Here is a 21,463-nt window from a genome sequence, read left to right on the forward strand (position 1 = left end):
GGGCCGCGGGGGGCCCCCCCCCCCCCCCCGCCCACAATGCGCGGGGGGGGCTTTAAGTGGGGCCCCCCCGCCGACGCGGTAATTCCCGCGCGGGGCCCCGGCATCCATCGGCCCCCCCGCGGCGTGGAAAAACTATCGGGACTGCTGCGCCGGAACCCCGCGGGAGATGGGCTCCTCCTCCGCCGGGGCGCCCGCCGCGGCGACCGCCGCACCGGTCAGGGTGGCCAGCATCTCGCGGACGTTGGTCAGCTGCGCGTTGATCGAGTCGCGGCGGTTCGTCAGCGCCGCCAGCTCGCGCTCGGACTCGCTACGGATACGGTCCGCCTTGGCGTTCGCGTCCGCGACGATGTCCTCGGCCTGACGCTGCGCCGTCTCCACCGTCTGGCGGGCGCGCCGCTCGGCGTCCGTGCGCAGCTTCTCGGCCTCCAAGCGGAGCTGCTCCGCGCGGTGCTCGATCTCGGCGAGGCGCTTCTCGGCCTTGGCCTGACGCGAGGCCAGGTCACGCTCCGACTGCTCGCGGCGCTTCGCCAGGTTCGTCTCGAAGTCGGCGGCGGCCTGGGCGGCCTTGGCGCGCGTCTCCTCGAAGAGGGCGTCCGCCTCCTCGCGCTTGGACTGCGCGTCCTTCTGCGCCTCGGTGCGCAGCGCGGTGGCCTCGCCCTTGGCCTTCTCGACGATCCGAACGCCCTCGTCCTCGGCCTTGGACTTGCGCTCGGCGGCGAACGACTCCGCGTCGTTGCGCACCTGCTGGGCCGCGGACTCGGCGAGCTCCCGGTGCTGCTCGGCCGCCCTGCGGGCCTCTTCGCGCAGGTCCTTGGCCTCCTCCTCGGCGAGGCGGAGGATCTTCTCGACGCGGGCGCCGAGGCCGGCGTACGACGGCTCCGCGTCGTTCACCTGCGCCTGAGCGTTCTGCGTCTCGAGGTGGAGTTCCTCGATGCGCTTTTCCAGAGCAGTGATACGGGCAAGAGCACTGTCACGGTCGGAGACGAGCTTGGAGATCCGTTCGTCCACCTGAGCGCGGTCGTACCCACGCCGCACAAGCTCGAAGCCGTAGGGGGAAGTGTCGCTCATGGGGTTCCTGTCGAATGAGACCGGTGAGGTGATAGGGGGAATCCTAGGGGGCGTAGCGGCGTGTCATCGGGCAGATGTCGTATTGATCAGCCTTCGACTCTAGAATGTCACCCCTTTTGAGTGGCGTAGGGACGGAGTGCTTGCCAGAACAGGGCCAAAGGTCCTTGGCGAGCACGGTAGTTGGCCGAAAGGCTAGCCCTCCGAGCCCTTGCCACCCGAACGTGTGGCCCCCGCGGCAGCCCCCGCCTTGACGCCGCCGTCCTTGCCTCCCCCGCCGGACGGAGCCTCAAAACTCTCCAACGCCTCCAACACGTCCTGGACACGGGAGATCTCGGCATTGATGTCCTCGCGGCGCCTGACCAGCACGTCGAGCTCCCGCTGACCCTTGTCGATCATGGCGGTGGCCTCCTGCTCGGCGTCCGCCTTGATCTTGTCCGCCTCGCGGGACAGCTCGGCCTTCTTCTGCTCGGCTTCCTTGAGAAGTCCTTCGGCCTTCTTCACGGCCGCGATCCGGACCTTGCCGGCCTCCGAATTCGCGTCGTTCAGAAGCTCCTTGGCCTTCGCCTGCGCCTCGGAAAGTTGTTCCTCCGCGGCCTTGACCAGAGCGTCGCAGCGTTCGCCCGCGTTCTTCATGGCCTCCGCCGACTCGCGGCGCGCGCGCTCGTGCAGCTCCTCGATCTCGGCCGTGATCCGGTCGCGCAGCTCCTCGGCGCGCTCCCTGATCTGCGTCGCGTCCCTGCGGGCGCCGACGAGCAGCTCGTCCGCGTCCGTACGGGCCTTCTCCACGATCGAGTTGCCCTCGACGGTGGACTCCGCGACGAGACGCTCGGCCTCCGTGCGGGCCGCGCCGACCATCGTGTCGGCCTGCGACTCCGCGTCGGCGGTCGTCTTCTGCGCCGTCTCCTGCGCCTCGCGGGTCAGCTTGTCGGCCTCGGTCGCGGACTCCGTGATGAGCTTGTCGACCTGCTCCGCGGCCTCCGTACGCCGCTTGTTGGCGTCCTTGCGGGCCTCGTCCAGCGTGCGCTCGGCCTCCTCGCGGGCGGCCGCCGTGATGCTCTCGGCCTCCGCCGCGGCGTCCGCCTTGACGCGCTCCGCCTCGGTGCGGATCCGCTCGGCGTGCTGCTGCGCGGAGGCGACCGTCTCGGCGGCCTCGGCGCGCAGCCGCTCCGCATCGCCGGACGCGTCCGAGATCAGCTTCTCGGCCTTGGCGACGGACTCGGTCCGTACGCGCTCGGCCTCGGCCCGCGTCTCGTTGGTCAACTGCTCGGCGGCGGCCGTCGATTCGGCGCGCAGCCGCTCGGCCTCCGTGGTCGCGTCGCCGACGAGCTTCTCGGCCTTCGCCGTGGACTCGGAGCGGACCCGCTCCGCCTCCGCGTTGGTCTCCGCCGTCAGGCGCTCGGCCTCGGTGGTCGCCTCGGTGATCAGCGTGTCGGCCTGCTCGGCCGCGTCGGAGCGGATCCGGTTGGCGTCCTCGCGGGCGTCCGCGCGGGTGCGTGAGGCGTCCTGGTCGGCTGCCGCGCGCAGATCGGAGGCCTCCGTACGGACCTGCTGGGCGTGCTCGGACGCGTCCGAGCGCAGCCGCTCCGCCTCGGTGAACGCCTCCGAAACCGTGCGCTCCGCCATCGCCTTGGCGGCCTCCGCCTCGGCGGTGGCCTCGGAACGGACCCGGTTCGCGTCCTCGGTGGCGCGCTCGCGCTCCGCGTAGGCGTCGGAGCGGACCCGGTCGGCCTCCTCCTGCGCCTCCGTCCTGGTGCGCTCAGCGGCGTGCTCGGCGGCGGACCGCAGCCCGGCGATCTCCTCCTGCGCCTGCTCCTGGAGCCCGGCCACGGAGTCGCGCACCTGCTGAGCCGTCTGCTCGGCGGTGGAGACCATCTCGGTCGCCCGCTGGTCCGCCTCCTCGACCAGACGTGCGGCCTCGGTCTGCGCCTCGTCCACGCGGGCGCGCGCCACGGCGAGCAGTTCCTCGCTCTGCTCGCGGGCCCGCTGGCGCTCCTGGTCGGCCTCCTCGCGCGCGCTGCCGAGCGTCTCCTCGGCCTCGCGGCGGCGCCGCGCCGCCTCCTCCTGCGCGGCGGCCAGCGTCTCGGCGGCCTCGGTGGCGATCCGCTCGGCGGCGGTCTGCGCCTCGGCGCGGATCCGGTCGGCGGACTCCTGCGCCTCCGTCTTGAGCCGCTCCGCCTCGTTGGACGCCTCGGACCGCAGTCGTACGGCGACGTTCTCGGCCTCGGCACGGGTCGTCGAGGCGTCGGCCGCGGCCTCCGTACGAAGGCGCTCGGCCTCCGTCTCGGCCTGAGCCTGCACCGTACGGGCGCGCTCGGCGGCCTCCGCGCGCAGCCGCTCGACCTCGTCGGCGGCCTCGCGGCGCAGCGTCTCGCCCTGCTCCCGCGCCTCGTTCAGCGCCGTCTCCGACGCGGTCAGGCGCTCCTCGGCCTCCGTGTGCAGGCGGGTCAGCTCGCGGGCCGCCTCCTCCTGCTTGGCCCGCATGGCCTGCTCGGCCTCGTCCTTGAGCTCCTGCGCCGCGCGCTCCGCCTCGGCCCGGGTGGCCTCGGCCTGCTCCTCGGCCTCGGTGCGGTACCGCTCGGCCTCCGCGCGCGTGCGCTCCAGGGTCTCCTCGGCCTGCTTGCGCAGCGACGTGGCCCGCTCGATGGCCTCCGTACGGACGCGCTCGCTCTCCGTCGTCGCGGCGGTCCGCAGCTCGTCGGCGTCCGCCTTCGCCTTGGCGAGCAGCTGCTCGGCGGTGCTGGCCGACTCCTCGATCTGCTGGACGGCCTCGCGGCGGGCCTCGGCCCGGATCCGCTCGCCCTCCTCGACGGCCTCGGCCCGCAGCTGCTCGGCCTCGCCGCGCAGCCTGCGCGCCTCCTCCTGGAGCTCGACGGTCTTGGCGCGGTACTCCTTGGTGTCGTCCTTGGCCGCGCCCTTGAGCTCCGTCGCCAGATCGTGCGCCTCGGCGCGCAGCCGGTCCGCCTCGGCCTCGGCGTCGGCGCGGAGCCGCTCGGCCTCGTCGGCCGCCGCCTTCGTCGTCGCCTTGGCTTCCTCGGACGCCTTGTTGAGCACGTCCTCCGCGGTGCGCGCGGCCTTCGCGAGCTCGCCCGCGGTCTCCTCGGCGGTGACCGTACGGGCCTTCTCCTTGGCCTCGGCGATCAGCTTCTCGGCCTCGGCGCGCGCGTCGGCGACGACCTGCTCGGCCTCCGACTTCGTGGCCTCCGCGTCCTTGGTGGCCTCCTGGACCAGGCGGGCCACCTGCTCCTTGGCGGTACGGGTGCGCTGCTCGTTGGTCGACTCGGCGGTCGCGAGCTGCTTGGCCGCGGCGTCCTTCGCCTCCGCGAGCACCTTGTCGGCCTCGGCGCGGGCCTCGCGCAGCGCGCTGTCCGCCTCGGCGATCTTCTGCTCGGCGGCGCGGCTCAGCTCGCCGGACCGGCGGCGGGCCTGCTCGGACTCCTCGCTCGTCGACGTCCGCAGCTGCTCGGCGTGGTCGGTGGCCTCCTGCGCCTGCGTCGACGCGGCGTTCAGCAGGCGCTCGGCGTCCTGCCGGGCGCGGGCCAGGATCGACTGCGCCTCGGCGCGCGCCTCCTCGGCCTCCGAGGTGAGGCGCCGGCGGGCCTGGTCGGCGACGCGCTCGGCCTCGGCGCGGGCGGCGGCGAGCGCCTGGTCGGCCTCTGCGCGCGACTCGTCGAGGAGGCGGCGGGCCTGCTGCTCGGTGCGGGCGCGCAGCTGCTCGGCCCACTGCACGTTCTCGTTGACGTGCGTCTCGACCGTGCGGCGGCGCTCGGAGAGTTCCTGGTCGAGCTGCTGGCGCCGGTTGACGGCCTCCGTGTGCAGCTCGGACTGGAGCCGGGACTGCTGCTCGGCGTGCTCCTGGAGGATCCGCTGGGTCTGCGCGCGGGCCTCGCGCAGTTCGCGCTCGGCGTCGGCGCGCAGCTGGTCGGCCTGGATCTGCGCGTTACGGAGGAGCTGCTCGGCCTGGTAGCCGATGTCCGACCCGTCGTAGGCAGGCCGGGACGCGAGGCTGCGGCGCGCCTCGTGCAGCTTGGCGCGCAACACCTCCACCTGGTAGCCGAGGTCCTCGGCGTGCTGGACGGCCTTCTCCCGATCGGTCTTCAGCCGGTCCATCTCGGCTTCGAACCGCGAGAGATGGTCGGTCTCAGCCGGCCGTCGGCCGTCCTGGCTCTCATAGCCCCGCACTGCGCGGTCCCATCCGTCCCCTGGTCGCAAGTTCTTCTTACGAGCCCCGCCCATCCCGCGAACGGCGCCCCCGGGGAATGGTGTCAGATCGAATGGGACGGCGCCGTCGGACCGTTACGGCTGATGCCGTGTGCTGCCCGACTTGCCCCGACCCTCGTCCCCCGATACCCGGACCCCGGCCCGCGACTGGCCGTTGGAGACGGCAGCCGCCCCACAACCCTACCGGCCCGGCTATGTGGAGGTCAGTGCTCCACCGAGTCCTTCGGGGCTGCAGTGACGAGTTCGGTCAGTACGCCGTGACAGTCCTTGGGGTGCAGGAACGTGATGCGGGAGTCCATCGAGCCGCGTCGGGGCTCGTCGTAGAGGACGCGTACGCCCTTGTTCTTGATGTCCGCGGCGTCCGTGTCGACGTCGGCCGTACCGAAGGCGATGTGGTGCACACCCTCGCCGTTCTTGGCCAGCCACTTGCCGACGGCGGAGTCGTCGCGGGTGGGTTCGAGCAGCTGGAGGTAGGTGGCGCCCCCGTCGCTCGTCTCGTTGACCTTGAGCATGGCCTCGCGTACGCCCTGCTCCTCGTTGACCTCGGAGTGGTACACCTCGAAGCCGTACGTGGCCCGGTAGAACTCGACGGTCTTGTCGAGGTCGAAGCAGGCGATCCCGATGTGGTCGATTCGCGTCAGCATGCTGTAAGTGCAGCGCGGTTCGAGGTGGTTACGCAACGTGCGCGCGATCACACCGCCGTGGCGATGACGTGCGCCATACCGGTCAGTACATTCGAGTAAACCCTCGTTCACATCTCACCTCCAAGGGGCCGTGCCTCATGTCAGGAACGACCGGTACCACGTCAGTGATCGTCGCGGGCGCGCGGACGCCCATGGGCCGTCTGCTCGGCTCGCTCAAGTCCTTCTCCGGAGCCGACCTCGGCGGCTTCGCGATCAAGGCCGCCCTCGACCGTGCGGGAATCGGTGGCGACCAGGTGCAGTACGTGATCATGGGCCAGGTGCTGCAGGCCGGGGCGGGGCAGATCCCGGCGCGCCAGGCCGCGGTCAAGGCGGGCATTCCGATGAACGTCCCGGCGCTCACGATCAACAAGGTGTGTCTGTCCGGGCTCGACGCCATCGCGCTGGCCGACCAGCTCGTGCGCGCCGGTGAGTTCGACGTGGTCGTGGCCGGCGGCCAGGAGTCCATGACGAACGCGCCGCACCTGCTGCCGAAGTCCCGTGAGGGCTACAAGTACGGCGCGGTCGAGATGCTCGACGCGATGGCGCACGACGGCCTCACCGACGCCTTCGAGAACATCCCGATGGGCGCGTCGACGGAGAAGCACAACACGCGCCTCGGCATCGCCCGTCCCGAGCAGGACGAGGTGGCCGCCCTGTCGCACCAGCGGGCCGCCGCGGCGCAGAAGAACGGCATCTTCGAGGCCGAGATCACGCCCGTCGAGATCCCGCAGCGCAAGGGTGAGCCGGTCGTCTTCAGCAAGGACGAGGGCATCCGCGCGGAGACCACCGCGGAGTCCCTCGGCAAGCTGCGTCCGGCCTTCGCCAAGGACGGCACGATCACCGCCGGCACCTCCTCGCAGATCTCGGACGGCGCCGCCGCGGTCGTGGTCATGAGCAAGGCGAAGGCGCTGGAGCTGGGGCTTGACTGGATCGCCGAGATCGGCGCGCACGGCAACGTCGCGGGACCGGACAACTCGTTGCAGTCGCAGCCCTCGAACGCCATCCAGCACGCACTCAAGAAGGAGGGCATCGGCGTCGAGGACCTCGACCTCATCGAGATCAACGAGGCCTTCGCGGCGGTCGCCGTGCAGTCAATGAAGGACCTCGGAGTGTCCTCGGAAAAGGTGAACGTCAACGGCGGGGCCATCGCGCTGGGTCACCCGATCGGGATGTCCGGCGCGCGCATCGTGCTGCACCTCGCCCTGGAGCTGAAGCGGCGCGGCGGCGGTGTCGGGGCGGCGGCCCTGTGCGGTGGCGGCGGTCAGGGTGACGCGCTGGTCGTGCGGGTACCCAAGGCATAACGCCTTCGGATTCGAATGACGTCTTCGTCGGTGTACGAGAACTGGTGAACGGAGCTGTGATGCAGGACGTCCCCACGTTGGTCGCGCAGGCGAGGGAGGGCAGGCCGCGTGCCGTGGCCCGGCTGATCTCGCTGGTGGAGGGGGCGTCCCCGCAGCTGCGCGAGGTCATGGCCGCGTTGGCTCCGCTCACGGGTGGGGCCTACGTGGTCGGGCTCACCGGTTCGCCGGGTGTCGGCAAGTCGACCTCGACGTCGGCGCTCGTGAGTGCGTACCGGCGGGCCGGGAAGCGGGTCGGCGTGCTTGCCGTCGACCCGTCGTCGCCGTTCAGCGGGGGCGCGCTGCTTGGTGACCGGGTCCGGATGTCGGAGCACGCGTCCGACCCCGGGGTCTACATTCGGTCGATGGCTACGCGGGGTCATCTGGGCGGCCTCGCATGGGCGGCGCCGCAGGCGATCCGCGTCCTGGACGCGGCGGGCTGCGACGTCGTACTCGTCGAGACGGTCGGCGTCGGTCAGTCCGAGGTCGAGATCGCCTCGCAGGCGGACACGTCGGTGGTCCTGCTGGCGCCCGGCATGGGTGACGGGATCCAGGCAGCCAAGGCCGGAATCCTGGAGATCGGTGACGTCTACGTGGTCAACAAGGCCGACCGGGACGGGGCGGATGCCACGGCTCGCGAGCTGAACCACATGCTGGGTCTCGGTGAGTCCCGCGCCCCCGGTGACTGGCGCCCGCCGATCGTGAAGACGGTCGCCGCGCGCGGGGAGGGCGTCGAGGAGGTCGTCGAGGCGCTGGAGAAGCACCGGGCGTGGATGGAGGAGCGGGGTGTCCTCGCCGAGCGGCGCGCGGCACGGGCCGCCCGCGAGGTCGAGACGATCGCCGTGACGGCGCTGCGCGAACGCATCGGCGACCTCTCCGGCGACCGCCGCCTCGGCGCCCTGGCCGCGCGCATCGTCTCCGGCGACTTGGACCCGTACCGGGCGGCGGACGAGTTGGTGGCGGGCCTGACGGGTCAGTGACCGGTGCCGGGGTCGGCGCTCGAGGTGGGTGTGGCCTGCGCCGGGGCGTTTACCTGCACCGGGGTCGGCGCCTTCGTGACGTGCGGCCTGCACCGGGGGCCGCCTTGCCCACCCTGCCGCCCAAGGCGGCAGATTGCCCAAGGCGGTGGCGGCTGACCGCAGTGGGTGGGGAGCCGTGCTTGCGGCAGATTGCCCAAGGCGGTGGCGGCTGACCGCAGCGGGTGGGGAGCTGTGCTTGCGGCGGATTGCCCAAGGCGGTGGCGGCCGACCGCAGTGGGTGGGGAGCCGTACTGGGCGGCAGATTGCCCAAGGCGCGGGGCGGCATCTCATGCCTCGCCCCGCGGTGGGTGCGCACAATCGGGCCTCAGTGGCGGGTGGGCCAATTTAAGCCCCTGCGGCGATTGAGCAGCGGAGCCCCGAGGGCGTAACGCCGGTTCAGGGTGGGAAGACGTGCGGTGCCCCGTCGGGCCGACGCCCCCGGAGGGGGCGGGTGGGTGGGAGATGGGCGGAGGCAAAGTCGTTGCCGTCAGCGGGGTGGGCTGAGCCGTCGCGCCCCGCCCCGCCCTGGGGTGGCCCAACGCGGACCGGGGCGGAGCCTCGTGGCCCCGCCCCGCCCCGGTGCCCGGTAGGCGTCAGTCGTCGTCGCCGTCGTCGTCCGACGAGTGGTCCACGGACACCGCACCCGACTGGAAGTCCACGTGCCAGTCGTGCTCCGCCCCGTTCGCCGACGTCGTCTCGACCTCCCAGACCTTGACCGAGCCGTCGTCGTCCGCGTCCACCGACGTGACCGTGCCCTTCGAGCCCGCGGCCTTCGCCGCGTCCTCGGCCGACGTCGACGCGTCCTTCAGGGTCGCCGCGACCCGGGAGGCACTGTCGTCACCGTCGTCGTCGCGCTCCGTGTGGGAGCCCAGCACCTTGCCCGTGCCCGGGTCGACCTCGACGTGCTGCCACTTGTTGCCGGAGCCGATCACGTCGACGTCCCAGACGAGCCGGCCGTCGTCGGAGTCGAGATCGGCGCCGACGGCCGTGCCGGACGTGTGCTTCAGGGCGGCGGCGATGGCGTCCTCGGCCTTCACCTGGGCGCCCTTCACCTCGTTGATCTCCTCCTGCTTGTCGCTCACGCCGTCGTCGTCCTTGACCCGCACGGACGACTGGGCCGCGCTCGACGAGCCGTCGTCGCCGGTGACCGCGAACGCGGTGGCCGTGCCTCCGCCGAGCAGGGCCACGGCGGCGATGGCGGAGATGACAGTGGTACGGCGCTTCATGAGCTTCTCCCGTGGTTGGTGGGGCGGCTTCGGGCCGCCCTGTCCGTCCTTCGAGAAACACACTGCCCGGACGACCCTGAAGCCCCGCTGAAGGACCCTGAAGGGTTCTTCAGGTTCGACCTGCCACCCTTGCTCACATGCGCTTGTTGATCGTCGAGGACGAAAAGCGGCTCGCCCTGTCGCTCGCCAAGGGGCTCACCGCCGAGGGCTACGCCGTGGACGTGGTCCACGACGGCCTGGAAGGCCTGCACCAGGCGAGCGAGGCGGCGTACGACCTGGTCGTGCTCGACATCATGCTGCCCGGCATGAACGGCTACCGGGTCTGCGCCGCCCTGCGCGCCGCCGGCAACGACGTGCCGATCCTGATGCTGACCGCGAAGGACGGCGAGTACGACGAGGCCGAGGGGCTCGACACCGGCGCCGACGACTACCTGACCAAGCCGTTCTCGTACGTGGTCCTGGTCGCGCGCGTGAAGGCGCTGCTGCGGCGCCGGGGAAGCGCCGGTGGCGCGAGCCCCGTGCACACCGTCGGGCCCTACGCCGTCGACACCGCCGCGCGCCGCGTCACCCACGCCGAGGACGGCGAAGTCGCGCTCACCACCAAGGAGTTCGCGGTCCTCGAGCAGCTCGTGACCCGCGCCGGTGAGGTCGTGTCCAAGAGCGAGATCCTCGACCACGTATGGGACTTCGCGTACGAGGGGGACCCGAACATCGTCGAGGTGTACGTGAGCGCTCTGCGGCGCAAGCTCGGCGCCTCCCTCATCCGCACGGTGCGCGGCGCCGGATACCGACTCGAGGCGCCCCGATGAGCGCGATGAGCAGGCTGAGGAGGCCCTTCAGCTCCGTACGGGCCCGCGCCGCCCTCGCCGCCACCCTCGTGGTCGCGGTGGCCCTGGTCGCGGCCGGCGCCACCGTGCTGCTCTCGCTGCGCGGCAACCTCACCGAGCAGGCGGGCCGCGACGCCGATGCCACCGCCCGCCGCGTCGCCACCTCCCTGGCCACCGGCACCGCGCCCGACGCGCTCGACCTGGACGACGAGGACCCGGTCCAGGTCGTCGACGAGGACAACAGGGTGCTGGCCACGTCCGAGGACCTGGAGAAGATCTCCGGCACCGGCGTGAGCACCGTGAAGCCCGTCGCGGCACGCCCCGACGACGACGGCGACGACGGGGGAGATCAACAGAACGAAAGCCAACAGAACGGCAGCGTCTCCAACGACACCGACTACACCGACGGCAGCGCCACCATCGACGGCGACAGCGCCGACTACCGGTTCGCCGCGGTCGAGGTCGAGGACACCGCGTACGGGGATCTGACGGTCCACGCGGGCGCCTCCCGCGAGGCCGAACAGGGCGCGGTCAGCACGGCGTTGACCTCCATGCTGATCGGTTTCCCCGTGCTGCTCGTCATCGTGGGCGGCGTGACGTACCTGGTCACCCGGCGCGCGCTGCGGCCCGTGGAGGGCATCCGCGCCGAGATGGCCGCGATCACGGCGTCGCAGGACCTGGGAAGGCGGGTGCCGGAACCGGACACCCACGACGAGGTGGCCCGGCTCGCCGGCACCACGAACGAGACGCTCGCCGCGCTGGAGTCCTCCGTGGAGCGCCAGCGCCGCTTCGTCGCCGACGCCTCGCACGAGCTGCGCAGCCCGATCGCCTCGCTGCGCACCCAGCTCGAAGTCGGCGCGGCCCACCCGGAGCTGCTCGATGTGGACGGCGCCGTCGAGGACACGGTGCGGCTCCAGGAACTGGCCGCCGATCTGCTCCTGCTGGCCCGGCTCGACGCGGGGGAGAAGCCCGGCGGCGGCGAGGTCGACCTGGGCGCCCTGGTGCGCGAGGAGCTGTCCCAGCGCGTCGGCGACCGCGTCCCCGTCGCCGTGGACGTGGCGGCGGTGCCTCAGGTCAGCGGCTCCCGCGGCCAGTTGGCACGGGTCCTCGGCAACCTCGTGGACAACGCGCAGCGGCACGCCCGCGCCGGGGTCCGGGTGGCGGTGCGCGCGGAGGACGGCCGGGTGCTGCTGAGGGTCGCCGACGACGGGCAGGGCGTGCCGGAGGACGAGCGGGAGCGGATCTTCGAGCGGTTCGTACGGCTCGACGACGCGCGCACCCGGGACGGCGGCGGGGCCGGTCTCGGTCTCGCCATCGCCCGGGACGTGGCGGAGCGGCACGGTGGCTCGCTCACGGTGCGTTCCGCGCCGGAGGGCGGGGCGCTCTTCGAGCTCGCGCTGCCCTCCGGCTGACGGATTTACGGTTTGCCGCGTTGCGAACGCAGGTGTTCCGCGATGGGGGACAGGGCCTGGCGCAGGGCGCCCAGCTCCTGCGGGGAGATCAGGTCCACGAAGTGTCTGCGGACGGACGCCACGTGGTGCGGGGCGACCTTCCGCATGGTCTCCATGCCGTAGTCGGTGAGCACGGTGTAGAGGCCCCGGCGGTCCGACTCGCAGTTCTCACGGCGGACCAGGCCCGCGTTCTCCATGCGGGTGATCTGATGCGAGAGCCGACTCTTGGACTGCAGGGTCGCGGCCGCGAGGTCGCTCATCCGCATCCGGAGATCCTCGGCCTCGGAGAGGTTCACGAGGATCTCGTAGTCGTTCATCGTCAGGCCGAAGGGCTGGAGATCCTTCTCCAGCTGGTAATTGAGCAGTCTGTTGACCTCCAGGTGGGTGCGCCAGGCGCACTGCTCCTCGTCGGTCAGCCACGGCGTGGCCGTCTCGGTCTCCATGGAATCGATTCTACCTAAGAAGTTGAAAGGCGAACGAATGTGGGGGGTGACACTGCGCACCCCGGGCACCCGAGGGGTGCGGACCAGAACGTAATGGGGTCACGCGTTCGACGTCACACTCCGCAGACTACCGCTCACAGCCCGAAGCGACGCTGGAGGTCGCCGAGCTGTCCGGGAAGACGCGGTGCCCCCGGTTGACCCGTGGACGCCCCCGGTCCACCGGGAACTCCTCCCTGGTGAGGTACGTCACCCACCGACTGTTCGGGCATCAACGACTCGCTGGATTGCAGGAGCACCGTCCCGGCGCCCACGAACTCGAACTGATGCTCCTCGCCCGAGACCCCGCCGACGCCCGTCATCGCACGTAGACCGCCGATCACGCCCGTCAGGTATCCGTGGTCGTAGTGGTGGCAGGGCGAGGGGCAGTCGGCCCAGCCGACGAGCGCCTGTGGATCAACCCGGATCGGCGGCTCCATGAACACAACCGGACCGTTTGATGCCGCGACGAATTTGCCAGTGCCAATGAGTGTGAGGAAGCCGGGAACGATGGATTGCTTCAGCGCGAGAGTTGGCTGAAAAGCGAGCAGATTTCCCGCGCGGATGGTCAGGTTCCCGTTGTCGAGGTCGTACGAGTTCACATCGAACGCCCGGTCCGCGAGCAGCATCTTGCCGCTGCCCTCCGCGACCACCCAGTCGCTCGCGTGCAGCGGCGAGTGGAACGAGGTGCGCACGAGCCGGTCGAGCCGGCCGTGCCCGATGCCGTTGAAGTCGATCCGCCCGTAGTGGGCGATCATCTTCCCCTTCTGCAGGAACCACTGGCTGCCCCGCAGCTCCACGCAGAAGGTGTACGCGTTGACGTTGTCGTCGACCGGCAGGGTCATGGGGTCGAAGATCGCCGGACCCCCGGCGGTGTGGGTGCTCACAGTTTCTCCTCCGACGCCTGTACGTACACCGCGCCGCTCCCGCTCAGCTCCAGCTGGAACGCCTCGCCGCTGCCCCGCCCCACCATGTCCCGCCAGCCGAGCGCCGTGGACAGCTTGTTGCGTACGTCGCCCTGGTGCGCCACGTACGCCTGCGGGTCGACGTGCACCGACCGGCCGGGAGTGATCGGGAGCTCGATGACCCCGCCGTGCGCCATCACCGCCACCGAGCCGTGGCCCTGCAGCGTCGTCGTGAACAGGCCCTGCCCGGAGACCTGGCCGCGCACCATGCCCATCACGCCGCCCTGCGCGCCCAGGAACATCGTCCCCTGGCGCAGCGCACCGTCGAAGGCGAGCAGGCGGTCCGCCTCCACGTACAGGGTGTCGCCGGACAGCGTGATCACCTGCACGTGGTGGCCGCCGTGCCCGAACAGCACGGTGCCGCTGCCCTCGACGGTCATCAGCGGCGTCGACTCGTTCGCGACCCGCCGCCCGATCATGGACATCACCCCGCCCTGTCCGCCCTGGACGTTGGGCGTGAAGGAGACGTCGCCCTGGTACGCGAGCATCGCGCCGCGTTGGCTGTAGAGCCGCTGCCCCGGCACGACGGTCGCCTCGACCATCTTCGAGTTGATCTCTCGGAAGCCCGGTGCCGGCATCACACATCCCCCGCGATCGTGTTCCGCTCACTGGGCTGTACGTAGACGAGCCCGTCGCCCTCGAAGAGGATCTGGAAGGCCTCGCCGCCGCCCTCTCCCAGGAACGTACGGAAGGTCACGCCCGACTGGAACGACTGCCGCAGGTTGCCCTGGTGCGCGATGTACGCGCCGGGGTCGACGGTCAGCGGGTAGTCGTGGCCGACGCGCAGCACGACGGCCGGGCCCTCGCTCATGATCGCCGCCTGCCCGTGGCCCTCGACGGTCGTCGTGAACAGGCCGTTGCCCTGGGAGGCGCCGCGGACGCCGGTGAAGGAGGTGCCGGTGCGCAGTCCCGCGTCCGTGCAGAGCAGGTTGCTCGACTCGACGTAGAGCTTGTCGCCGCGCAGTCCGACGAGGTTGATCTCGCTCGCCCGGTCCGCGAACCAGCAGGTGCCCTCCCCTTTGACCTCCATCACGGTCAGCTGCTCGCCGGTGACGCGCCGGGTCACCATGCCCCGGATCCCCTCGCCACCCCCGCTCAGCTTCTTGAACGCCATCCGGCCGTCGTAGGCGACCATCGAGCCGTTCTTCGCCTTCACGCTGTCGCCGCTCATGTCGACGGCCAGCACCTTGCTGCCCTGCAGTCGGAACGTAGCCACGAGGTCGACGGTAACCGCCAAGGAGAGCCCGCCGACAGGGCTCCATCGGCGCGATGCCACAATGGGAAAACGCTTGTGCGTACATTCACAAGATCAACGACCGTCCGCCCCGCTTAGCCGAAGGTGCACCGTGGACCTCAAGACCGCCTCCGCCCTCCGACGCCTCCGCCTGGTCTCCGCCCCGGAGGCCGTCTCCTTCCTGCTGCTGCTGATCTGCTCGGTCCTGAAGCGGACGACGGACTTCAACGCGGTGCCCGTGATGGGCATGGTCCACGGCGTCCTCTTCGTCCTGTACGTGATCTTCTGGCTCGACGCCTGGAACCGTACGAAGTGGAGCTTCGGCACGGCCGCGCTCTACTTCGTCCTCTCGGTCCTGCCCACCGGCGGCTTCTTCGCCGAGCGCAAGCTCAAGCGCGAGGGCGAGGCCGCGGTGATCGCGGGCCGCGCGCGCCAGGAAGGTGTCGTGAACGCATGATCGTCGCCTTCTCCGTGACCCCGCTCGGGGTCGGCGAGGACGTGGGGGAGTACGTCGCCGAAGCGGTCCGCGTGGTCCGCGAATCCGGCCTCCCGAACCGCACCGACGCGATGTTCACCTCCGTGGAAGGTGAGTGGGACGAGGTGATGGCGGTGGTGAAGCGCGCCGTCGCGGTGGTCGAGGCGCGCGCGCCGCGCGTGTCGGTCGTCATGAAGGCGGACATCCGCCCCGGGGTGACGGACGGCCTGACCTCGAAGGTCGACACGGTCGAGCGCCACCTCTCCGAGTAGCTGCGCGCTGCCATTCCGGCCCGGACCCCTGCGGGGTGCCGGGCCGGTCGCTTTTGTGGCCGGGGAAACCGTGCGGCGCCACCTGTCCGGCGGCTGACTGGCGTAGCCCTCCCCATACCTCACTCGTACGCGCCCCTCTGGTCGACACGCCCGGGAAAGTCCCCTTTTGTTGGGGTACCGAGACGGTCGAACACCAGATCCTGGAGGGCGCTGTGCGGCCTGACGAGGGCTATGACTACGACACCTACAGCCGGCTCGCCGGGCCGCTCACCGAGCCGCCCGGCGACGGCGATTACCGGGTGCAGTACACCTCGCTTCTGGCGAACGAGCCCCACCGAATACGAGCCGTCCTGCTGATGACGCTCGCGCCCCTGCTCACCGGGGCACTCCTCGTGTACCTGGTGTGGCCCACCCACTGGGTGGAACGCGAGGGCGGCGAGCGGTGGTTGGTCTCGCTCGACATCGTGATGCTCGTCGCGATCGGGCTCATCGAGCTGTTCATGGTCGTCAACGTCATCTCCATCGCCCACGCGACGATGGTCGCCAGGGACCCGGTCCCGGTCCGCGCCGAGCCCGGCACCCGCGTCGCGTTCCTCACCACGTACGTCCCCGGCAAGGAACCCCTCGCCATGGTGCGGGCCACCCTCGAGGGCGCCGTGCGCATCACGCACGATGGCCCGCTGGACGTCTGGCTCCTGGACGAGGGCGACGACCCGGACGTGCGGAGGCTCTGCGACCGGCTCGGCGTCCACCACTTCAGCCGCAAGGGCATCCCGGAGTGGAACCAGAAGAAGGGCCCCCACAAGACCCGTACCAAGCACGGCAATTACAACGCCTGGCTCGCCGCGTACGGCGCGGACTACGACTTCTTCGCCTCCGTCGACACCGACCACGTGCCGCACCCCGAGTTCCTGGAGCGGATGCTCGGCTACTTCCGCGACCCCGACGTCGCGTTCGTCGTCGGCCCGCAGGTCTACGGCAATTACGACTCCCCGGTCACCAAGGCCGCCGAGTCCCAGCAGTTCCTCTTCCACGCCCTGATCCAGCGCGCCGGCAACCGCTACCGCGCCCCCATGTTCGTCGGCACCAACAACGTCGTACGGATCTCCGCCCTGAAGCAGATCGGCGGGCTCGTCGACTCGATCACCGAGGACATGGCGACCGGCTTCGAGATCCACCGCCACCGCAACCCGGACACCAACGAGCGCTGGCGCTCCGTCTACACGCCCGACGTGCTCGCGGTCGGCGAGGGCCCCGCCTCCTGGACGGACTTCTTCACCCAGCAGACCCGCTGGTCGCGCGGCACGTACGAGACGCTGTTCCGGCAGTACTGGAAGGCGCCGGCCTCGATGCCGCCCGGCCGCCTCTTCTCGTACTCGATGATGCTCGTCTACTACCCGATGACGGCCGTCAACTGGCTCCTCGGCGTGCTGAGTTGCGTGCTGTTCCTGTGGACGGGCGCCTCCGGCACGCAGGTCTCCGCGTCCGTGTGGCTCATGCTCTACAGCGACGCGGCCGCCCTCCAGATCGGCCTCTACCTCTGGAACCGGCGGCACAACGTCTCGCCGCACGAACCCGAGGGCTCGGGCGGCCTCGCCGGCATGGGAATGTCGGCGATCTCCGCGCCCATCTACCTCAAGTCGCTCGGCGCGGCCCTTCTCGGCCGCCCCAGCCGCTTCGTCGTCACCCCCAAGGGCGGCGACGCCAGCGCCGACCAGCCGCTGACCTTCCGTATCCATCTGTGCTGGGCGGGCGTGCTCGCCACGTCGCTCGTGGCGTCCGTCGTCCTCGACCACACCCACGTGGCCATGCGCACCTGGGCGGTCCTCGCCCTGTGCATCGCGCTCGCGCCGCCCGTCGTGTGGTTCGCCTCGCAGCGCCGCGAGGCCGCGGCAGCCGCGACCGCCAGGAGGGCGGAGGTCGAACGGGTCCGGGCCGTGCAGCCGGCGACCCCCAGCACGTCGACCACAGGAGGCAACTGACCCATGGCCCACAGACCTTCGCGCCGGACGAGGAAGACCGTCCTCGGAGCGGGCGGCGTCGCCCTCCTCGTCGGCCTGAACGCCCCGGCCGCCTGGACCTTCGCCAGCGAGCGGTACGAGGACTGGAAGATCGCCCAGCCCGGCTACAAGGCCAAGTACGGCTCCTGGTCGCAGATCGACATCCCCGAGGAGTACCGTACCAACGCCATCCACGCCGCGCTCCTGCACACCGGCAAGGTCCTCATCGTCGCGGGCTCGGGCAACGAGCAGAAGAAGTTCGACGCGGGCACCTTTGACACCGTCCTGTGGGACCCGAAGGCGAACACCTTCAAGAAGATCCCCACCCCCGCCGACTTCTTCTGCGGCGGCCACGCCCAACTCCCCGGCGGACGGCTCCTGGTGGCGGGCGGCACCGCCCGCTACGAGCGGCTCGACGGCGAGGTCGAGAAGGCCGGCGGCGGCATGCGCGTCAAGAACGAGAGCCCCGACAAGGCGGTGCACCTGAAGAAGGGGACCACGTTCCGCTCTCCCTCCGGCACCCAGTACGTCTCGAAGTTCGACGTCACCGTGCCCAGGGCGAAGCGCACCTTCGACCGGCAGCGCAACGCCGCCGGCGTCATGCAGCCGTGGAAGACGAAGATCACGGCGAGCGAGGCCCGCGTCTTCGTCGAGGCCGCCCAGCAGGGCGAGCAGTACGTCACCGACGACAACGCCCAGTACGAGATCGAGGGCCTGCGCGGCAAGGACGCCGACAACACGTACGGCCTCTCCGAGAAGATCACCATGGAGAAGCAGGACTTCCAGGGGATCAAGGAGGCGTACGAGTTCGATCCCGTCGCCGAGCGGTACGTGCCGGTCGACCCGATGGAGAAGGCCCGCTGGTACCCCACGCTCGTCGGTCTGGAGGACGGCAAGGTGCTCGCGGTCTCCGGGCTCGACGACGTCGGCATGATCGACCCCGGCGACAACGAGATCTACGACCCGAAGACCAAGAAGTGGTCGATGGGCCCCAAGCGCTACTTCCCGACCTACCCGGCGCTCTTCCTCACCAAGGGCGGCAAGCTCTTCTACCCGGCCTCGAACGCCGGTTACGGCCCCGCCACCAAGGGGCGCGTCCCCGGCCTGTGGGACCTGAAGACCAACAAGTTCGAGAAGGTCCCGGGCCTCACCGACACGGACCAGACGGAGACCTCGTCCTCGCTGCTGCTGCCGCCCGCGCAGGACCAGCGGTTCATGATTCTCGGCGGCGGCGGTGTCGGCGAGTCCAAGAAGTCGACGTCCCGCACGGCGGTCGTGGACCTGAAGAAGGAGAACCCCTCCTTCCAGACCGGGCCCCAACTCCCTCAGGGCACCCGCTACTTGAACTCCGTCATCATGCCGGACGACTCCGTCTTCACGACGAACGGCTCCAAGGACTACCGCGGCCGCAGCGCCAGCAACATCCACAAGGCGCAGTTCTACGACCCCCAGCAGAACGCCTTCCAGGAGGCCGCCGCCCCCAAGGTCGGCCGCAACTACCACTCGGAGGCGCTGCTGCTGCCCGACGGCCGGGTCGCCAGCTTCGGCTCCGACCCGCTCTACGACAACCAGCAGAACACCAAGCTCGGCCACTTCGAGCAGCGCATGGAGATCTACACGCCGCCCGCGCTGCACCGCGGCGGCGACCAGCGGCCCGTCCTCGGCGCGGGCCCCGAGACGCTTCCGGCGAGCGGGCGGGCCACGTTCCGCACGAAGGACGCGGACGGCATCGTCAAGGCCCGCCTCATGCGGCCGTCCGCCGTGACCCACACGACGGACGTGGAACAGCGCTCGATCGCCCTCGACGTCACGAAGTCCAAGGGCTCGGTGACGCTGGACGTCCCCAAGGACAAGACGCTGGTCCCTCCGGGCTGGTACATGGTGTTCGTGTCCGACGCGGACGGGGTCTCGTCCGAGGCGAAGTGGATCCAGGTGGAGTAGACGCCGGCAAATACAGCCCCGCCGGCGATTGAGGCGCGGGGTCCGGGGCAGAGCCCCGCGACCCCGACCCCGGCGGGGCTCAGCGCTTGGCGTTTCGCGTCAACCCCAACGCGTAGTCCGCCCACCAGGTCCCCGCGGCGGGGCCGCCACGGCACTTGCCGTCCGATTCGCCCGGCCGCTTCACCCACAGGTTCGCGTCGTGCAGCGCGTCGCCCGTCCTCGTGGTCGGGGCGGAGCCGAGCGCGCGGCCCGGCGGGTTGCACCACGCGTCGCCCTGCCCGTCCCCGTAGGGCCCCGCACCGTTGCGGCTCGTGTCGACCACGAAGTGCGCGCCGTCGAGCAGACCGGACAGCCGGCGGCCGTACGCCGCGCTGGCCTTGTCCGTCTGGAAGTTGGACACGTTCAGGGAGAACCCGTCCGCCTTCCCGACCCCGGCCCGCCGCAACGGCTCCACCAGCTTGTTCGCGTCGGGGATCCACGCCGGGTTCCCTGCGTCGACGTACACCTTCGTGTTCGGCTGCCGCTTCAGCCGGTCGACCGCCGACGACATCAGCTCGTACCGCTCGTCGTCGTACTGCTTGGGAGTGCAGCCGCTGACGATGTGCGCGATCGCGTCCGGTTCGAGGACGACGACGGCCTTCGCCTTCCCGATGCCGGAGGCGAACGCGTCGATCCACTGGTGGTAGAAGTCCGCGCTGTGCGCCCCGCCCGCCGAGTGCTGCCCGCAGTCGCGGTGCGGGATGTTGTACGCGACCAGCACCAGCGTCTTGCCCGCCTTCCCGGCCTGCGCTGCGGCCTCGGAGATCGGCGGGCGCGGGTAGTCGCCCGGCGCCCACATCGCCTGCGGGTGCGCGGCGATCCGCTCGATCATGGCGGCGTCGGAGCCGCGCCCCTCCCGCTTCCACTTCGCGACCTGGTCGGCGGCGTCGGAGTCCGGGTCGACCCAGAACGGCGAGGAGTCGCTGGGGGCGCCGGACGGGGCGGTGCGCCGCGCGGCCTCCGCTGCGGAGTCGCGACCGCCGCCGCTGCTGCCCGCGCCGCCACCGCCACCGCCGTCGGAGCAGCCGATGACGAAGGTGGACAGCAGGATCGCGGCGCCGGTGAGCGCGAAGGCGCGGGTGGGGGTACGGGCGGGCGTGTGGGCGGGTGGGACGGGCATCCTGCCCCCTGGTTCGGAGCGCGTACAGGGCGTAGAAAGGCGTACGAAAGCGTAAATACCGGGCAATCGTTGCACAGGGTTGTCGTCCCGCCGTGCATTAGGCGCCGCGTCAGGCGCCCTGATCGCCCGTCACGAGCGCGCTGCCCAGGGGCGTCTGCTCGTACAGCACCTGGTGCCCGTGGCGCCGCGACGAGAGCAGCCCCGCCGCGCGCAGCGCCGCCAGATGCGCCGACACGGACGACGGCGCCCGGCCGAGCCGGTGCGCGAGCGCGCTGGTCGAGGCGGGTTCGGCGAGCGCGCACAGCACGTCGGCGCGGCCCCGGCCGAGCAGGTTCGCCAGCGAGTCGGGGGCCCTCGCGGCCGGCGCGGACCACAGAGCGCCGACACCCCGCGCCGGGTACGCGACGGTGGGTTGCCACGGCGGATCGAAGCCGCTGACCACGTCCGGCCAGCAGAAGACGCTGGGCAGCAGCACCAGACCCCGGCCGTCCAGGTCCCGACTGTGCTCGCTCGCGCGGGCGGTGAGGGTGAGCGTGCCGGGCTCCCAGCCGACCCGGGGATGCAGCTCCCGGAGCAGTCCTTCGAGGCCGACCTCGGCGAGGCGCCGCGAGTGGTGCGCCACGTCCGCTTCGAGCAGCGCCCGCAGCCGGGGCCAGTCGGGTTCGACCAGGACGTGCCAGGCCCGCTCCACGAGATCCGCCAACTCCCGTACGGCGCGCGCCGGTTCGGCGAGCAGGGAGCGGCCGAGCGGGGTGCCGGCGGCGCCCGGAGTGCACGCCAACGACTGGGTGATGCCGTGCAGCGCCTCGTCGGGCCCGGTCGCCCGCAACGCGGCGATCTCCTCGTCGAAGGTGGCCGCGGGGCCGATCGGGGGCGGGCCGAGGAAGTCGGGGGTGTGCCCCCGCTGCGGCATCAGCAGCCAGACCGGCGCCAGGTCGAGCCCCCGCGCGGCGTCCCGGATCCGGCGCAGCCACGGCAGGTGATAGCCCTGCCGGTCAGGACGCCTGAGCGTACGGATCGCCTCCTGCGTCTCCCACAGCGGCGAGATCGCGAACCGGCACCGCAGCAGATCCTCCTGCCCGAACCGAAGATGCAACGGCATCCCGCCC

Annotated in this window: 18 protein-coding genes; 8 read left to right on the forward strand and 10 right to left on the reverse strand. The window is 71.2% G+C overall.

Features of this window, described 5'->3' with window-relative positions; genetic code table 11:
• Positions 1 to 132: 132 nt before the first annotated feature.
• The 3 genes from ACYSUO_RS39895 to mce all read right to left on the reverse strand — a co-directional run bounded on the left by ACYSUO_RS39895 (position 133) and on the right by mce (position 5,930).
• On the reverse strand, positions 133 to 1,068 hold the full coding sequence (locus ACYSUO_RS39895; protein WP_426900925.1) for a coiled-coil domain-containing protein: 936 nt from the start codon (positions 1,066 to 1,068) through the stop codon (positions 133 to 135).
• A 192-nt stretch (positions 1,069 to 1,260) separates the two neighbouring features.
• Entirely contained in the window at positions 1,261 to 5,247 is a 3,987-nt protein-coding gene (gene scy, locus ACYSUO_RS39900) for a polarized growth protein Scy (RefSeq protein WP_461781104.1), read from the reverse strand.
• 242 nt (positions 5,248 to 5,489) lie between these two features.
• On the reverse strand, positions 5,490 to 5,930 hold the full coding sequence (mce, locus tag ACYSUO_RS39905; RefSeq protein WP_461781105.1) for a methylmalonyl-CoA epimerase: 441 nt from the start codon (positions 5,928 to 5,930) through the stop codon (positions 5,490 to 5,492).
• A gap of 137 nt (positions 5,931 to 6,067) precedes the next feature.
• Here mce and ACYSUO_RS39910 point away from each other — a divergent pair, with 137 nt between their 5' ends.
• Together ACYSUO_RS39910 and meaB are read left to right on the forward strand one after the other, a co-directional pair.
• Positions 6,068 to 7,270 (forward strand): acetyl-CoA C-acetyltransferase, encoded by a 1,203-nt coding sequence (locus ACYSUO_RS39910; protein WP_461781106.1) that lies wholly within the window; start codon positions 6,068 to 6,070, stop codon positions 7,268 to 7,270.
• Positions 7,271 to 7,329: 59 nt separating this feature from the next.
• Complete coding sequence (meaB, locus tag ACYSUO_RS39915; protein WP_461781107.1) at positions 7,330 to 8,286, forward strand: methylmalonyl Co-A mutase-associated GTPase MeaB; 957 nt, start codon at positions 7,330 to 7,332, stop codon at positions 8,284 to 8,286.
• Positions 8,287 to 8,918: 632 nt separating this feature from the next.
• Here meaB and ACYSUO_RS39920 read toward each other — a convergent pair.
• Positions 8,919 to 9,551: a PepSY domain-containing protein gene (locus ACYSUO_RS39920; RefSeq protein WP_461781108.1), complete on the reverse strand. Its 633-nt coding sequence runs from the start codon at positions 9,549 to 9,551 to the stop codon at positions 8,919 to 8,921.
• A 137-nt stretch (positions 9,552 to 9,688) separates the two neighbouring features.
• Between ACYSUO_RS39920 and ACYSUO_RS39925 the strand changes: the two genes are divergently transcribed.
• Positions 9,689 to 10,360, forward strand: coding sequence for a response regulator transcription factor (locus tag ACYSUO_RS39925; RefSeq protein ID WP_404268041.1), 672 nt, complete (start codon positions 9,689 to 9,691; stop codon positions 10,358 to 10,360).
• Between the two features lie 14 nt (positions 10,361 to 10,374).
• Positions 10,375 to 11,790, forward strand: a complete 1,416-nt coding sequence (locus ACYSUO_RS39930) for a sensor histidine kinase (RefSeq protein WP_461781137.1) — start codon at positions 10,375 to 10,377, stop codon at positions 11,788 to 11,790.
• Positions 11,791 to 11,795: 5 nt separating this feature from the next.
• Here ACYSUO_RS39930 and ACYSUO_RS39935 read toward each other — a convergent pair whose 3' ends face one another.
• The 4 genes from ACYSUO_RS39935 to ACYSUO_RS39950 form a co-directional block, all read right to left on the reverse strand.
• Complete coding sequence (locus ACYSUO_RS39935; RefSeq protein WP_461781109.1) at positions 11,796 to 12,272, reverse strand: MarR family winged helix-turn-helix transcriptional regulator; 477 nt, start codon at positions 12,270 to 12,272, stop codon at positions 11,796 to 11,798.
• 134 nt (positions 12,273 to 12,406) lie between these two features.
• The gene (locus ACYSUO_RS39940) at positions 12,407 to 13,153 is read right to left on the reverse strand and encodes an AIM24 family protein (protein WP_461781110.1); all 747 of its coding nucleotides are present in this window, start codon (positions 13,151 to 13,153) and stop codon (positions 12,407 to 12,409) included.
• Positions 13,154 to 13,191: 38 nt separating this feature from the next.
• Positions 13,192 to 13,851 carry an AIM24 family protein gene (locus ACYSUO_RS39945; protein ID WP_461781111.1) on the reverse strand — a complete coding sequence of 220 codons (660 nt, stop codon included), beginning with the start codon at positions 13,849 to 13,851 and terminating at the stop codon, positions 13,192 to 13,194.
• A complete protein-coding gene (locus ACYSUO_RS39950; protein WP_426900907.1) occupies positions 13,851 to 14,489 on the reverse strand; it encodes an AIM24 family protein in 639 nt (212 codons plus the stop codon). The genes ACYSUO_RS39945 and ACYSUO_RS39950 overlap by 1 nt, the downstream gene beginning before the upstream one ends.
• Before the next feature lie 130 nt (positions 14,490 to 14,619).
• Here ACYSUO_RS39950 and ACYSUO_RS39955 point away from each other — a divergent pair, with 130 nt between their 5' ends.
• The 4 genes from ACYSUO_RS39955 (at position 14,620) to glxA (ending at position 19,195) form a co-directional block, all read left to right on the forward strand.
• Complete coding sequence (locus tag ACYSUO_RS39955) at positions 14,620 to 14,964, forward strand: DUF3817 domain-containing protein (RefSeq protein WP_404083748.1); 345 nt, start codon at positions 14,620 to 14,622, stop codon at positions 14,962 to 14,964.
• Positions 14,961 to 15,254 (forward strand): MTH1187 family thiamine-binding protein, encoded by a 294-nt coding sequence (locus ACYSUO_RS39960; protein WP_266714193.1) that lies wholly within the window; start codon positions 14,961 to 14,963, stop codon positions 15,252 to 15,254. Before ACYSUO_RS39955 ends, ACYSUO_RS39960 begins: the two co-directional genes overlap by 4 nt.
• A gap of 212 nt (positions 15,255 to 15,466) precedes the next feature.
• Entirely contained in the window at positions 15,467 to 17,236 is a 1,770-nt protein-coding gene (locus tag ACYSUO_RS39965) for a glycosyltransferase family 2 protein (RefSeq protein ID WP_461781112.1), read from the forward strand.
• 3 nt (positions 17,237 to 17,239) lie between these two features.
• A complete protein-coding gene (gene glxA, locus ACYSUO_RS39970) occupies positions 17,240 to 19,195 on the forward strand; it encodes a radical copper oxidase GlxA (protein WP_461781113.1) in 1,956 nt (651 codons plus the stop codon).
• Positions 19,196 to 19,274: 79 nt separating this feature from the next.
• Here glxA and ACYSUO_RS39975 read toward each other — a convergent pair whose 3' ends face one another.
• Both ACYSUO_RS39975 and ACYSUO_RS39980 read right to left on the reverse strand, forming a co-directional pair.
• Positions 19,275 to 20,354, reverse strand: a complete 1,080-nt coding sequence (locus ACYSUO_RS39975; protein WP_461781114.1) for a glycoside hydrolase family 6 protein — start codon at positions 20,352 to 20,354, stop codon at positions 19,275 to 19,277.
• Positions 20,355 to 20,463: 109 nt separating this feature from the next.
• Positions 20,464 to 21,456, reverse strand: a complete 993-nt coding sequence (locus ACYSUO_RS39980; protein WP_461781115.1) for a DUF5937 family protein — start codon at positions 21,454 to 21,456, stop codon at positions 20,464 to 20,466.
• Between the last annotated feature and the right edge of the window lie 7 nt (positions 21,457 to 21,463).

This window comes from Streptomyces sp. UC4497 (genome assembly GCF_054871485.1).